Annotated in this window: 14 protein-coding genes; 6 read left to right on the plus strand and 8 right to left on the minus strand. The window is 37.4% G+C overall.

Going from position 1 to position 14,661, the window contains the following annotated elements:
* The first annotated feature begins 123 nt into the window (after positions 1-123).
* Together OU989_RS15045 and OU989_RS15050 are read left to right on the plus strand one after the other, a co-directional pair.
* Positions 124-1,767 carry a pyridoxal phosphate-dependent decarboxylase family protein gene (locus tag OU989_RS15045; protein ID WP_274793826.1) on the plus strand — a complete coding sequence of 548 codons (1,644 nt, stop codon included), beginning with the start codon at positions 124-126 and terminating at the stop codon, positions 1,765-1,767.
* Positions 1,751-3,448, plus strand: coding sequence for a methyl-accepting chemotaxis protein (locus tag OU989_RS15050; RefSeq protein WP_274793827.1), 1,698 nt, complete (start codon positions 1,751-1,753; stop codon positions 3,446-3,448). Before OU989_RS15045 ends, OU989_RS15050 begins: the two co-directional genes overlap by 17 nt.
* Positions 3,449-3,529: 81 nt before the next feature.
* Here OU989_RS15050 and OU989_RS15055 read toward each other — a convergent pair whose 3' ends face one another.
* From OU989_RS15055 to OU989_RS15075, 5 genes are all read right to left on the minus strand, one after another.
* The gene (locus OU989_RS15055) at positions 3,530-3,958 is read right to left on the minus strand and encodes a GatB/YqeY domain-containing protein (protein WP_274793828.1); all 429 of its coding nucleotides are present in this window, start codon (positions 3,956-3,958) and stop codon (positions 3,530-3,532) included.
* A 122-nt stretch (positions 3,959-4,080) separates the two neighbouring features.
* Positions 4,081-4,443 (minus strand): hypothetical protein, encoded by a 363-nt coding sequence (locus tag OU989_RS15060; RefSeq protein ID WP_274793829.1) that lies wholly within the window; start codon positions 4,441-4,443, stop codon positions 4,081-4,083.
* 142 nt (positions 4,444-4,585) lie between these two features.
* Positions 4,586-5,575, minus strand: a complete 990-nt coding sequence (locus tag OU989_RS15065) for a zinc-dependent alcohol dehydrogenase family protein (protein ID WP_274793830.1) — start codon at positions 5,573-5,575, stop codon at positions 4,586-4,588.
* 83 nt (positions 5,576-5,658) lie between these two features.
* On the minus strand, positions 5,659-6,342 hold the full coding sequence (locus OU989_RS15070; protein WP_274793831.1) for a VOC family protein: 684 nt from the start codon (positions 6,340-6,342) through the stop codon (positions 5,659-5,661).
* 359 nt (positions 6,343-6,701) lie between these two features.
* Positions 6,702-7,460 (minus strand): SMI1/KNR4 family protein, encoded by a 759-nt coding sequence (locus tag OU989_RS15075; protein WP_274793832.1) that lies wholly within the window; start codon positions 7,458-7,460, stop codon positions 6,702-6,704.
* A 273-nt stretch (positions 7,461-7,733) separates the two neighbouring features.
* On the opposite strand from OU989_RS15075, the gene OU989_RS15080 reads away from it, so the two are divergent.
* The 4 genes from OU989_RS15080 (at position 7,734) to OU989_RS15095 (ending at position 10,572) form a co-directional block, all read left to right on the plus strand.
* The gene (locus OU989_RS15080) at positions 7,734-8,279 is read left to right on the plus strand and encodes a GNAT family N-acetyltransferase (RefSeq protein WP_274793833.1); all 546 of its coding nucleotides are present in this window, start codon (positions 7,734-7,736) and stop codon (positions 8,277-8,279) included.
* 11 nt (positions 8,280-8,290) lie between these two features.
* Entirely contained in the window at positions 8,291-8,731 is a 441-nt protein-coding gene (locus tag OU989_RS15085) for a GNAT family N-acetyltransferase (protein ID WP_274793834.1), read from the plus strand.
* Between the two features lie 129 nt (positions 8,732-8,860).
* Positions 8,861-8,995 (plus strand): hypothetical protein, encoded by a 135-nt coding sequence (locus tag OU989_RS15090; protein ID WP_274793835.1) that lies wholly within the window; start codon positions 8,861-8,863, stop codon positions 8,993-8,995.
* A gap of 971 nt (positions 8,996-9,966) precedes the next feature.
* A complete protein-coding gene (locus OU989_RS15095) occupies positions 9,967-10,572 on the plus strand; it encodes a hypothetical protein (protein ID WP_274793836.1) in 606 nt (201 codons plus the stop codon).
* A 603-nt stretch (positions 10,573-11,175) separates the two neighbouring features.
* On the opposite strand, the gene lepA is transcribed toward OU989_RS15095, so the two are convergent.
* From lepA to OU989_RS15110, 3 genes are all read right to left on the minus strand, one after another.
* Complete coding sequence (gene lepA, locus OU989_RS15100) at positions 11,176-13,002, minus strand: translation elongation factor 4 (protein ID WP_274793837.1); 1,827 nt, start codon at positions 13,000-13,002, stop codon at positions 11,176-11,178.
* 279 nt (positions 13,003-13,281) lie between these two features.
* The gene (locus OU989_RS15105) at positions 13,282-14,091 is read right to left on the minus strand and encodes a PP2C family serine/threonine-protein phosphatase (RefSeq protein ID WP_274793838.1); all 810 of its coding nucleotides are present in this window, start codon (positions 14,089-14,091) and stop codon (positions 13,282-13,284) included.
* Positions 14,084-14,536: an HIT family protein gene (locus tag OU989_RS15110; RefSeq protein WP_274793839.1), complete on the minus strand. Its 453-nt coding sequence runs from the start codon at positions 14,534-14,536 to the stop codon at positions 14,084-14,086. Before OU989_RS15110 ends, OU989_RS15105 begins: the two co-directional genes overlap by 8 nt.
* Positions 14,537-14,661 lie beyond the last annotated feature (125 nt).

Raw genomic sequence — 14,661 nt, forward strand, 5'->3', positions numbered from 1 at the left:
ATATTTTTTCAGTAAAATATAATAACCAACTCTGCTAAAATATGCTATTATACCATTAGTATAAGGTCCTATTTTTATTAAGTTAAAAATAGAGGAAATATGAACTAAAAAAGGATGATGATGATGCACAATATCCAACAATTATTCCAGAGCGAAGATGGAAATATTCAACAAAGAGAGAATTTTTTATCCCTATTAGAGAAAATTGTTTCCTCATTAGATGAATTAAAGAATCCTAATAAAACTACACTTGGTCCAATGAAAGAACGCTCTGCTAATTTTTACCAAGAAATAATGCAGGACCATCAAGTACCAACAACAGGTGTTGGGCTCGATCAAGTAGTAGATGAATTAACACAATTAATGCAAGGACATCCCTATCATACACGTAACTTTGTTACCAATGTTTTACCGATGGCAAGTATCCCAGGTGTATTAGGCCAGTTTACAAATGCCCTATTGAACGGCAATAACTTATGGGATGTTTACGGTCCAGCTGCTGCTGAGTGTGAAGTAAAAGTAGTATCGATGATGTCAAAATTAGTAGGCTATGATTATACAAAGAGCTTTGGCTATACTACATGGGGCGGTCAAGGTGCGGTATTCAGCGGATTACGTCTTGCTATTGCAAAACAATTCCCACATGCAAAGGAAGACGGTGTACCAAATAACTTATATTGCTTTGCTTCAGAAAATGCCCATTATAGCCTATTAAAATCTGTAGAAGCAGTAGGCATCGGTAGTAAACATTTAGTACGTGTAAAAGCAGGCAAAGATCATGCTATGGATGTGGAAGACCTACGTGCTCGTATGACAGAAGTTATCGAAAATGGCGGTATTCCTGTCTATGTAGTAGCAACTACAGGTGCAACAGATCAATTTGGGATTGATGATGTACAAGCCATCAAAGAAGTCACAACAACGCTTGAGAAGAAATATAATTTACAGCCAGTACATATTCATGCGGATTCAGCGTTAGGTGGATTTTATGCTTTTTTCAATGATTATGATTTCAAGAATAACCCACTACAATTTGAAGAGGAAGTATTACAAGGTTTATCACAAATCCATAAACGTATGCAGCATTTAGCTATTGCAGATAGCCTGTGCTTCGACTTCCAAAAGCTTGGACAAACACCTTATTTAACAAGCTTATTCTTAGTTAAAGATGGTAAAAGCTTGCAATTATTAGATATTGAGGACTTCGATACGCCATATGTCGGGAATCGTGGTTATGGCTCTTATCATACTGGCTATACATTAGAATGTTCTCGTATGGGTAGCTCTATTGCTATTTTCGCTGCATTACAAGCGTTCGGTAAAGAAGGCTATCAACAATTACTAGCTAATTATGTACGAGTGAATTTAGCTTTCCGTGCTCAATTAGCTGAGAAAACACCAATGTTACAAGTGGTAAATGAAACGAATATCGGTCCTGTAACAGCTTTCCGTTTGTATCCAGACGGGTTGAATTGGCAAGCTGAACAAGCTGGTCATTATACACAAGATCAGATTGAACATATTAATGGTATCAACGCTTCATTCTTTGAAATTATTGGAGAAGGACGAGACGAAGTATTCTTTGGTGACACGACACGAGTTTGTACCGTTCATACAAGTGATACAACACAACATGTTCCAGTTGCAGCGGCGAAATTCTTCTCTATTTCACCTTATACAGAAACAGCTCATATTCCAGATATGATTCATTTCTTACAGCAAAAGCTTAACGTACTGGAGGCGTCTCACATTGCGTATCGTCACTAAATTTAAGAGCTCTTTACTCTATAAATATATAGCCAGTTTCACTATTCCAATAGCGATTATCTCTTTGCTATTTAGTGTTGTATTATTTGTAGCTTCTTATCGGATTATCGACAATTTTGTGATTAAACAATTCGAATCTACTTTAGAGATTACATCCAATACGATTTTTGAAGATATTGAGAAAAATGACGTCAAAGCAGCGGATAACGGTAGTCCTGACAAATATAAAAAAGTATTGGATCAATTGAACACAGTAGTTAAAAAGTATGATATTGAAAATGCCTATGTGCTTTCTAAAGCCAATGGTAAGGAGCATATTGTCGCTTTAAGTAATACCGATAATCATCAACAAGACTATGTGTTTAGTGAAGAAATGCATGAAGCCTTAAACTCTGGAACTAGTCAAACTAGTGAATTATACGAGGATGAATATGGAATCCATAAATCTATTTTTATCCCATTTAAAGATACTGATATTATTTTCGGTTTAGATATGGATGCCTCTTTCATCTCTGAACTTCAAACGGAAACACTATGGATTTGTATTGTTCTTACCGTTATATTTATTATTTTTGGGGTGATCGTTGCTTACTTTATTAGTGTAGGTATTACGAAGCCAATCAAAAAAATGACTCGCTATGTCGGTCAAGTTGCACAAGGGGATTTAGCTGTCGAACCTCTGCAAATAAAAGGTTCCAATGAAATTGCCCAGCTGTCTTCAGGGATAGAAAATATGACGGAAGATTTACGCTCATTGATTCATCAAATAGCTCAGAATGCTGAACAAGTGGCCGCCATGTCAGAAGAATTAACAGCAAGCTCTGAACAGACAAGTGCATCCATTCAGCAAATTACATCTTCTATGCAAGAGGTGGCAGTGGGCTCAGAAAAGCAAACTTCTTCGATTGAAGAAGTAGAAAGTCATATTACTACTATCTCAAGCAAAATGACAGAGGTTGTAAAAAGCGTCACTGATGTTACAGAAAAAGCATTTCACACTTCAGCAATCTCTGAAAAAGGAAATACGACGATTCAGGATGCTACAGAAAAAATGGCCGTTACATCTCAAGCCATTCAAGAGTCTGCAACTGTCGTAGAACGATTAAGCACATATACAAATGAAATCGGGGATATTGTAACATTGATTACCCAGATTACAGATCAAACAAACTTATTAGCTTTAAATGCATCGATTGAGGCAGCTCGTGCCGGTGAGCATGGTAAAGGCTTTGCCGTAGTGGCTGAGGAGGTACGTAAGCTAGCAGATCAATCTTTAGATGCAACAAACAGTATTCGTACACGTATCGAAACCATTAAAGAAGAAACCTCACAAGCAGTAAAATCAATGGCGATCAGCAGTAGTAATCTTGCTGAAAGCTCAGCTACATTTGATGCATCAGGAGAAGCATTCGCAGATATCAATAGTCAAATCACTGCATTGACGCAGGAAATGGATCATGTGAATACTATTATGTCCAACATCAATGAAGGCGTTAGCAGTATAGCTATTTCTGTAGAGCAAGTGGGCGTAGTAGCTATGCAAGCCTCAGGTAATATTCAAAACGTAGCGGCTGCCTCTGAAGAGCAATCAGCAAGTATTGAAGAAATAACCGCTTCTTCAAATAACTTAGCTGAAATGGCGCAACAGCTTCGTAATATTATTCAAAAATTCAAGTTATAAAATGAACAGATCCGCTATCCTTAATTATGGAATAGCGGATTTTTCCATCCATAAAAAAACTTCTACCGTAGTGGTAGAAGTTTAGGCAATAATACTCTTCACAACTTTAGAAATAACAGCGCCTTCTGCTTGGCCTGTAAGCAATGGTTTAGCAATTTTCATAGCCTCGCCCATGTTCATTCCTTTTCCAATACCAGCTGCCACTAATTTCTCAGCAATTTCTTCTTCTGTCAATTGCTTTGGTAAGAAAGATTTTAATAGAGTCAATTTGGCTTCTTCTTTTTCAATCAGGTCAGCTCTCCCAGCTGTTTGTGCGCCCTCTAAAGCTTGGTTGGTTTGCTTGACCTCACGATTAATAATGGCCATTTCTTCTTCAGCAGTTAATACCTCTCCCTTTTCCTTTTCAGCTGAATCTAATGCTGATTTTAAAAGAGATAGTACACCTTTCGCTAAAGTATCTTTCTCTTTCATTGCCGTTTTTAATTGTTCAAATACTTCCGTTTTTAACAATGATCTCACTCCTTCTAGCCATCTATATCAGAGAAGATTATATCATAAAACATCCTCAAGAATGACAATCATTGCCTCCATCAGTAAAATAAGCATCCTTGATAATGTAACTTCCCTTCTACTCATTGATGGAGTGGATTTCTTTCATTCTCGAGCGGGGTTGCTCTTCCTTTGAGCAGGTTCCTCCCATTTTCGAGCGGCTTTTCCCTTCCTTTGAGCGGGTTCCTCCCATTTTCGAGCGGCTTTTCCCTTCCTTTGAGCGGGTTCCTCCCATTTTCGAGCGGCTGGTCCCTTCCTTTGAGCGGTTTACCTCCCATTTCGAGCGGGGTTGCTCTTCCTTTGAGCGGGTTCCTCCCATTTTCGAGCGGCTTTTCCCTTCCTTTGAGCAGGTTCCTCCCATTTTCGAGCGGCTTTTCCCTTCCTTTGAGCGGTTTACCTCCCATTTCGAGCGGCTGGTCCCTTCCTTTGAGCGGTTTACCTCCCATTTCGAGCGGCTTTTCCCTTCCTTTGAGCGGGTTCCTCCCATTTTTCGAGGGGGTACCCCTCTGTGGAGATACCTTCCATTTTCAAGAGTAAAACATACACATTTGTAGCTCAAACAAAGGCCGCTACAAATGTGTTCGTTTGTTATTGATCGTTCGTCAAAAAAACTTTTCCTTTATTAGACGATTGAACAGCATCTATTGCCTTATGAATATCTAGTAATGGAAAATGGGTTTGCACCTTCATCATTTTTAACGAACCATTATGTACAAGATGAATGAGCTGTTGCATTGTTTGCTGCCATTTTTCTGTTGACGTTTGTCGCTGCCAATTTCTTAAATGAAACATCATAGCCTGTACTTTTGCTTGCTTCACAATGTTTGTCCAATTCACTTGTATGCCTGATAAAAGACCAATGGCTAGAAATTTTCCACTGGGCTTTACGCAGAAAGCAAGTTGATTGCCTGCTTCCCCTCCAATAGAATCAATTGCTGCATCGGCTCCTCTTCCCTTGGTTAATGCCATAACTGTTTCATATAAAGGCATTTGAGAAGTATCTATGACAAAGCTTGCTCCAAGCTGCTGTAATTCCTCAGTATGCCGTTGACTCCGTGTCACTGCGATAAGCTGAAAACCTAATAGTTTCGCAAATTGAGCATACATATGCCCGATAGCAGAGCCACATGCATTCACTAACAATACATCATTTTGCCGTAATTTGAGAACTTCTGTACAGGTCACCAAAGCTGTTAATGGATTAATATACATTTGTGCTGCAGTAAAATCATCCATTGCCGCAGGGAGAGCTACAGCAAATTCAGCATTGGTTTTCACCACTTCCTGCCAAGTTCCCTCTCCCCTGAGAGGCAATACTCTCTGTCCAATAAGCTTCAGACTAGCGAGCGGCCCAACCTCTTCTACAATCCCTACACCCTCATAGCCTGGGACTGTTGGTAAAGTGATTCTATGGGCATATTTCCCCCATATCGGTATTAAATCAGAAGGATTGATAGGTCTCGCTCGCATACGAACTAGGATTTCTTGACCTTGTGGAGGTAGGATCGTTTTATTTTCTATCCTTAACACCTCTTGAGGATTTCCAAATTCATAAATTTTAAGGCATTTTGCTTTCAACAACTCTAGCTCCTTTATTAAATATTTGACAACATTCTACGGAACAGCTACTTCTATAAAAATGTATACGACTCTATTGAATATTATAATAGCTTAATGGTTAGTTGACCTTTTTCATCCATATTTAATTGAACAGCTTCATTTATTTCTATACAGATCGGACTGACAATTGCTTTCTTACTCGAAAAATACCAAAGCCTCTCACTTGGCCCTAATAGAATATTAGCACCATCTTCATAGTTACCTAGAAAATTCAGGACATCTGGTTGAATGTCCTTGTTTTCTATAGACTTTATATCAAAGTTTTTTAACTTCCTCGCAACCATTAGAATGTCATCAGTCGTTAAATTAATTTCTCCGATATTTAACACATGCTCAACGGAAAAACTAGAGGAAGAATGTTTTTGATTCACCTCTTGTCTTGAAATAAATTCTATAATATTACCTTCAGGATCGTAAAAATAACAGGAGTAAGCCTTTAAAAATTCAAAATAGATTTCATCCTGCCCCTCTGAATGCAATAAGGCTACTCGCTCTTTTACCCAATTTTTTGCCTGTTGAAATAAATTACTAGGAATATTTAGTGCAAAATGATACTGCTTTTTAATACTTAATGGAGCTTTTTCAAAAGTCATCCTACTATCACCAACGGCTATTGTAAAATAGTCCTCTGTACTTACTAACAACACAAATCCTAACAGCTCACTATAAAATTGCTCCATTTTTTGTAGATCGTGAACAAAAAGTTTAGCCTTCGTAATCCTCATCTTTTAGCCCCCCTTTACTTTCTCTTACTATAACAAGCAGGTGGCTGAAAAGACTTCCTGCAAAAGAATGAAGTTCAGGTTTAGAAGCTATTTTTCCCATATTTGCTGTGGCTATTTCATTTTCTTCATACCACGTTAAATATATGCTTTTCTATCTATGATAGCTATGCACGATAATGGTAGTGGCTTATTACCGCTGTAGTTGCACCCCTTCTTTCTAGACTGAGCCAACTATTTTGTATAGTTGCCTTAGTAAATTTTAGATTGCCTCTGTATCTGAAGAAATAGCCTCTGGAATTGAACAAGTGACTGCTACAACTTTTTAAAGGAACCACTTTCATCCTCATGATTCCTTTTCATTATCCTCTTTGGAGAAATTCCGCCAAACTGATTTTCTTTTTTTCATAGTCTGCACAAATATGCTGTAGCTCATTTTCTACTCTTAGGGCACCTGCTTCAACTCCCCTAAAAATCAATAGTGGAGGCTGTTCTAGAGCTATTCTTGCCTGTGCATAATCGCAAGATAATATTTTTTTAAGCAACAATAATGTCTTTATTTTATCCTGCCCATTACCTGTAATATACAGTTCATAGTACGTTGCACAGCTTGCTTCGGGCAAATCTTCCTCTAAACCAGGCGCAGTTAGTACACTCTCCAGGAACATCAGTAAATTATCATAAGCCAGTGTAAAATCCCAGCTACCTGTTCCATGATGCGCGGTAAAAATAGCGCTATCCCCTCTTGATAAATCGAGACAATAAGGGTCTCCCTCATCAGTTGCAATGACCAAAAAGTCGTCCGGCCAATCTAAAATTACCTCATTTGTCACTGGATTATAGTTGTAACCTTCCTGCCCTCGTAATAAATCTCTTGCTCCATAGATCTGTAAATTTATATAATCACCAGTACTCCATGTGACCCCCTCCACTACATAATGACTCAAAAAGTATACATATTCTTTAGGCAATGACCAACGGCTATCAACAAAAGAGCTAACATCTTCTTCGATATAATTATGAAAAACCATTGGATATGCTGATTCTTGCTTATGAGTCTCTTGGATAAAACTGCGCATTTGTTCAAGTACTGTATCTAGCTTTTTAAGTAAATCTATCAAAATCTATTCCCTCCCTTTAGTTGTTTTTTATTTTACCATATTCCATCATTAACCAATTAAGGAGAACATGTTATAATCATATAATAGACTTATATTAGGCATATTTAGGACAAAACTAACGGACGGAGCAATCGCGCTACCCTTTACTATGCATTAGGTTACAGCTTGCACTTGATTGATTAACGCTGTATAGGCAGTTATGAATCATTTACTAGAAATTGACGTTGAACGAGCTTACCTTGTTCTAACAAAATTTAGAAGGGGCAAATAAACTTGAAATTACTTTTGAGACGTCCACAACAATCGGACATACAGGCGTTACACCAATTCTTTTTCCATGTTATTCAGGATACTTATGCAAAAGAAGGGATTGCGGAGCTAGTGGATGATCAACAGCATGAATGGGAATTGAAAAAAAAGTATGTAGCAATGGACCTAGAGAGCCGCGGCGAAAAAAGATTTTTTTGGCTAGCTGTTGACGAAGAGTCAAATAAAATAATAGGTACCATCGAATGTGGAGAAGCCAACGAGATCATTCAACAAACAATCAAAGAAGATTTATCCTATTGTCTTGAAATCGGTACCGTTTTTGTTCATCCAGACTACCAAAATCGTGGTATTGGGACATTGCTTGTACAAAAAATACTAACAACGTTGGAAAAACAAAAGAAATCTAGCTTTTGTTTAGATAGTGGATACAAACAAGCACAAATCATCTGGCAGAAAAAGTTTGGACAGCCTGACTTTATACTTGAACATTTTTGGGGAACAAATAATCACCATATGATTTGGAAGCGAGCATTACCATTCCAACTTTAAGGAGTAAAAATATGTCCTATCATATTACACAAGAAATACATCAAAAAAACAAAATGTTTGTCAATAACATGCTTTATGAATATAATGTAAAACACTTTCCAACAGATTTACAGGGCCGCTATCAGGAAATTAATTTATTTCTAACTGATAATGCTGGTCAAGTTTTTGGAGGCCTTCTAGGAGAAATTTGCTGGAACTGGTTAGAGATCCATACGCTGATGGTTGACGAAAAGCTTCGTGGCCAAGGGTATGGATCAACATTATTGAAAACAATTGAACAAATGGCTTGGGACAATCAGTGCGATTTCATTAAAGTAGACACACTTAGTTTTCAAGCGTTAACATTTTATGAAAATCATGATTATGAAATTTATGGAACTCTCGATAATGTTGGAAGAGATTTTAAACATTATTATTTAAAAAAGACTTTACGACAGAATCTTGAAACATAGGAAACAAAATTAATAAATGTGTGTATCATCTATGTATTTTCTATTTTAGTATTCGGTAGGAGCATTTTAAAAAGTAAGGACTAAATGCTTAATTGGTGACTATACTTATTATGTTTGGAGGGAAATGAAATGTTAAAATTCATTGATGATTTAGCCGGTGCGGTTTTCGATGTCTTTATGTTATTTTGTTATTTCTTTGCAGGCGTAATATTGGTAGGAGTCCCCATCTTTTTATTAGCTAAGTTTTTCCAACTGTTTCTCTAAATAAATTTTAAAAAGGAATCGAGAAGTCTACTCTCGATTCTTTTTTGTTTATTAAGCAATGCAAAATTATGGAAGGTATTTGTGCTACCGCTAGTTCCATTACTTGTTGTGTAGTAGATACAGGCATATCTGTGGAGGAATATTGTCATTGAGTTTCATAAACATAAATAGCCCTGTTCCCACTGCAACTGTGGATGGGAATGTTGCAGCTATTGCTACATGCTTTAGAGTTGCATACTTTTCATCACCTTCAAATCAATCACTGTTATCTGTATATTCATGAGCAGGTACAACCACTGATTTAATACGTTTCTTAAACATCTATATTCATCCTCTTATTGAATATCGTTAATTGTGTACACCGTGCACTTTAGCCCACCACAGGATGCTTCTAGCTGTTGCCTACGCGATTCTGTTGTGGTCAACCATACAAGGGTAATAACCTAATTGCTTGACAACGCTTGGTATAAGCTCTTTATACCATTTAATCTTTTCACGATACTCCTTCATGGTTTGAAAGTTATCGACTTCTAAAAAATGTTGAATTCCATTCCTTGAAAACATGCCGTCCACAATGATACTTGTAGTGCCATCTGATATTTTGACTTCACTCTTCCAGTCACTTGGACATTTTTAAAATAGCCAGAATTAATTTCGCATAATTGTGTGCTGTACATGGCCGCCTTTCTTAGGTACCTTGTCACAATCAACGTAATGAGCAGTCTAAAATGAAGTGCAAACCATTGATACAACAGCATTTCATATATGCCCACTTCAATACTCGAATGGCATTAATCAGGCATGGTATCGAGTATACAAATGGGCATAAAAATCACCGTACAATATACCCAACTTTGCGAGGTTCTTTTACTTTCTTATCAACAGTTTTATTAGCATCTGTGGAAGGTGGATGACAATAGCCTTTTAACACCCACCCCCTCTGAATAGACTGATGAAAAAGGAGGTATTAAATGCGTGATAATAATTCCATAAATTGTGGTTGTTCGTCAGCTAAAAACAATTGCAAAATCGGACCTTTTGAAGCTTTAGATGCCACATGTTCACCAGTACCTTCAGTTGCCTCAGGAATCTCAATCATCCCCTTCTCTTCCGGACCTTTTACTTCTTCTATATCTACAACTTCTGTGGGATTACCAAGTGGTATATCTTTAATCGGATTCGGAAGTGCTGTAAATGGATTAGCGTTACTACCCAATGGTGATATTGATCTAACTACTCAAGTGACAGAAGCTTTTTCTAACCCACAAGCAGGCAATATAACAACCATCTCTGCATCCTTTAGTTCTACTACTACTTTTCAACCTCAGATAGAAAGTACAATTAGAGCACAGATTTACCGTGCAGCTGCAGATAGCAATATTTTCTCTCCTACAAACGCATTTGTTGATTTAACCCCAATATCTACCCTATTTTCCGTAGCTAGGGGTCTTAAGAATGTTTCACCACCTGTATCTGTAGCAGCAGGTGATCTTTTATTAATGGTGTTTACAGTCACTTCATCAGGAACTGTTACCATTATTGGTAATGCAATGGCAGGTATCACTATAGCTTTATAGATTTAAATAATCTCGCTCTGCTATAGATAAGATTTATTAGGCTTCACTTTTGAACGTCCTACAGCCTTGTTATAAGCTCCTGTGAAAACGGCTCTTAATGTACTAGCAATAGTTTATGTACCGTTCGCAATATCACGGATAATGTTAGCCCCTTAGCGTTCACAAACTCACGTACATCGTTCATTTTTGTAGCTAAGATACATTTGTGAAGCTGGTCAATGGTTGCTGTGTATGAGGTTTATCGGTTGACAGTACATCAAACGCAATAAAGGTTGCTGGAAGGGTTAAAGTAGCCTGTTCAATTTTGGAGGGATTCTCCATCCATCCATTTTAAATCGTAAATCCCGATGTTGATCGAAAGTGGACAACCAATAAAAACTGTCCAAAAAAGATTAGGACACAGCAGATCAGCAATTACTGAAGACCGCTATGTCCATTTAACACAGAAGATGGCGAGAGATGCTGCCGATATTTTTGATTCCATCGCTAAGAATTTATAAATTGCTGGCACAATTTTTAATGCGGTGGCAAATCGGTGGCAATCTCCACCCAACTGTTAAAAAACTATTTGATTAAAACCTTATAAATACTGTTATTTCAAGGTTACTTCGTATCATCCATCTTCAGCACAGCCATGAACGCTTCTTGAGGGACTTCAACGGAACCTACTTGTTTCATACGTTTTTTACCTTCTTTTTGTTTATCAAGAAGTTTACGTTTACGTGAGATATCCCCACCGTAACATTTTGCTAACACGTTTTTACGGATAGCTTTAATTGTTGAACGGGCCACAATTTTTTGTCCAACTGCTGCTTGAATTGGTACTTCAAATTGTTGACGTGGGATTAATTCTTTTAATTTTTCTACGATAATTTTACCACGATCATAAGCAAAATCACGGTGGACGATAAAGCTTAATGCATCGACTTGTTCACCATTTAGTAAAATATCCATTTTCACTAGTTTCGATGGTTGGTAACCAATGAGTTCATAGTCGAATGATGCATAGCCCTTCGTATTGGATTTTAAATAGTCAAAGAAATCATAGACAATTTCTGATAAAGGCATTTCGTAAATAATACTTACACGAGAAGTATCAATATAATCCATTGTCATGAAATTACCACGCTTCATTTGACAAAGCTCCATAACCGCTCCTACATAATCATTCGGTACCATAATAGTTGCTTTTACATATGGTTCCTCAACACGATCAATTTTTTGTGGATCTGGCATAAAGGAAGGATTATCTACCTTAAGGGAAGTCCCATCTGTCATATGGACTTCGTAAATTACCGAAGGCGCGGTAGTAATGAGGTCAATATTAAATTCACGCTCAATACGCTCCTGAATAATTTCCATATGTAGCAATCCTAAGAAACCACAGCGGAAACCAAAGCCAAGTGCTTGAGATGTTTCTGGCTCATATTGTAGAGCAGAGTCATTTAACTCTAGCTTCTCTAAAGCTTCACGTAAATCATTATATTTGGCTGTATCAATCGGATATAATCCACAGTACACCATTGGGTTCAAGCGGCGATAACCAGCTAATGGTTCTGCTGCTGGTCGGTTAGCAAAGGTTACCGTATCACCGACACGTGTATCACCCACGTTTTTAATGGATGCTGTTAAATACCCTACATCCCCCACTGTTAGTTCAGCCTGTGGCACAACCTTTGGTGTATGTACCCCAACTTCAATAACCTCAAATTCTGCTCCTGTCGCCATCATGCGAATTTTATCGCCAGGTTTAACAGTACCGTTGATAACACGAATCGAAATGATAACACCTTTATAAGCATCGTAAACAGAGTCAAAAATTAGCGCTTGTAGAGGTGCATCAGGATCACCTGTTGGTGCTGGTACTTTCTCAACGATTTGCTCTAAAATATCTTCAATACCAATACCTGCTTTTGCAGAGGCTAATACCGCTTCCGATGCATCTAGCCCGATGACATCCTCTACCTCTTGACGTACGCGCTCAGGATCTGCTGCTGGTAAGTCGATTTTATTAATAACAGGTAAAATTTCTAAATCATTATCAAGTGCTAAGTAAACATTTGCTAATGTTTGCGCTTCAATACCTTGTGCGGCATCCACAACTAAAATGGCACCCTCACAAGCAGCTAAACTACGGGATACTTCATATGTGAAATCGACATGTCCTGGTGTGTCGATTAAATGGAATGTATACACTTCGCCGTCTTTCGCTTCGTATTTTAATTGAACTGCATTTAATTTGATCGTAATGCCTCGCTCACGCTCTAAATCCATTGAGTCAAGGAGCTGTGCTTTCATTTCACGGGAAGTTAAAGATTTTGTTTGCTCTAAAATACGGTCAGCAAGCGTTGATTTCCCATGGTCAATATGTGCAATAATAGAGAAATTTCGTATATTCTCTTGTCGTTTTAAACGTGCTTCTCGGTTCATCTTTTCCACTCCTAATTAAACTATAATGAATTATACTATGAACGATATGCAAAGTACAACAGCAACAAGAGTGGAAAGCCTATAATATCAATACTTTAGGTGTTTAATGCCACTTTTAGGTTTTACATTATTAAGTATATAAATGCAGAGAAATTGGCTGAAGTAGCCTGTATAGAAAGCGGTAGACACTCGAAGTAATAGGTTGAAAGTTAATAATGGATAAATCATAGTCAACAGTATAGAAAAAAGAGGTATAATTCTCACCTCTTTTTTAGAGTTCTATTGATTACTCGGTTTAGTGGCTTCCATCGAATTATCAACTCTCCAAGAAATGATAGTGGTGCTATCTCTAACATGATTGTCTTGGATGTTTTTCAATATCCACTGAATGCTTTTATCATCGTTGCTGTTCATAGAATGAAAAATGTTTGCAGGATTATCATAAGGCTCATTCGGACATTCAATTAGACCATCTGTCGTTAGAAAAAAAAGATTCTCACCTTTTCTTAACTCCCTAATTCCTACGCTATAACATGGGACGTCCTGTTCAAAAGTATTTACTTGTCCGATCCATTCATAGAATTGCCTTTGATTTATTTGGTACTGACCTAACGAGGCTAGTTCAGGGTGAAATAAATAAAAAATACAATCTCCAACGGAAAACCACCAACTATATTGATCTTTTCTTACAACAATTAAACAAGCAGTTTCTCCCTTTACATTTTTACAAATCGATAAAAACTCTTTCGATTGAAACATACTTAATATCTTTTCTTCTAGCATGTTAAAAGTTCTTCGGGTTGTGGCCATAGATAGCAAATGCTTTATGGTGTATTTTTCATCATTAAATAATGCTATAATTTTTTCTGCACTTTCAGATGTGTTATGTGCATCTAAAATAATGGCAAATTCCCAATTTTCTTTTTCGTTATACCAAACTAAACATCCATCCTCATTCTTATATTGCCCTGCAGTCGAGTTACCCCCATATCGACCGACAATGATATGATTTAATTGTTGAATAGTTATTTGATCAACAAAATTTTCTTCGCTACCAACCCAGCTAAAATCTTGGCTATTGTTATTCATATTGGTTATTCTCTAGGTGTGTTTTTAAACGATTACATAGATCGATAACCTCATTATTATCTCCCATAGGAGCCTCTTTCCAATTGTAGACCTCCATAGGACCCCAACATTCTTTTGGTGTATTAGCATAGCGAGCCACTAGGTGCAAATGGAGATGCGGAACCGAATTCCCTGAAACAAGTGCATAAATATGTTCAGCGTTTTCTGACTCCTTTAGTGCTTTGCTGACTCTAGCCATGATGATTCCAAATGCCTGCGCTTCCTCAACAGTCATTTCAGCAAGGGTCGGTACATGTCTTTTTAAGTCAATCATAATATGCCCTAAATAGTTCGGTTGACCGTTGCTATCAATATGACCCACATAAACATACTTGTCTTCATAAATCATCACGCCAGCAGCCTCAATATTGCCAGCATGTTTATTGCAAATAAAACAGTCTTCCAAAGAAATCACTCCTTTTCCATCATTAGTAAAATTATAACATCACACATCATTTATTTTTTACCATATTTGTATGTTTCCATTTCGAATAGCTACTAGGTGTATCTAAAAAAGTCAGCTACACAGAA

It is taken from the genome of Lysinibacillus irui (genome assembly GCF_028877475.1).
Lineage (GTDB): Bacteria > Bacillota > Bacilli > Bacillales_A > Planococcaceae > Lysinibacillus > Lysinibacillus irui.

What these genes read in the sequence shown, in the direction of transcription:
- OU989_RS15060 (WP_274793829.1), bottom strand. Translation starts at nt 4,443, where the DNA reads ATGGGAGGTAAACCGCTCAAAGGAAGGGACCAGCCGCTCGAAATGGGA.
- OU989_RS15090 (WP_274793835.1), top strand. Translation starts at nt 8,861, where the DNA reads ATGTTAAAATTCATTGATGATTTAGCCGGTGCGGTTTTCGATGTCTTT.
- OU989_RS15105 (WP_274793838.1), bottom strand. Translation starts at nt 14,091, where the DNA reads ATGAATAACAATAGCCAAGATTTTAGCTGGGTTGGTAGCGAAGAAAAT.
- OU989_RS15095 (WP_274793836.1), top strand. Translation starts at nt 9,967, where the DNA reads ATGCGTGATAATAATTCCATAAATTGTGGTTGTTCGTCAGCTAAAAAC.
- OU989_RS15070 (WP_274793831.1), bottom strand. Translation starts at nt 6,342, where the DNA reads ATGAGGATTACGAAGGCTAAACTTTTTGTTCACGATCTACAAAAAATG.
- OU989_RS15085 (WP_274793834.1), top strand. Translation starts at nt 8,291, where the DNA reads ATGTCCTATCATATTACACAAGAAATACATCAAAAAAACAAAATGTTT.
- lepA (WP_274793837.1), bottom strand. Translation starts at nt 13,002, where the DNA reads ATGAACCGAGAAGCACGTTTAAAACGACAAGAGAATATACGAAATTTC.
- OU989_RS15045 (WP_274793826.1), top strand. Translation starts at nt 124, where the DNA reads ATGCACAATATCCAACAATTATTCCAGAGCGAAGATGGAAATATTCAA.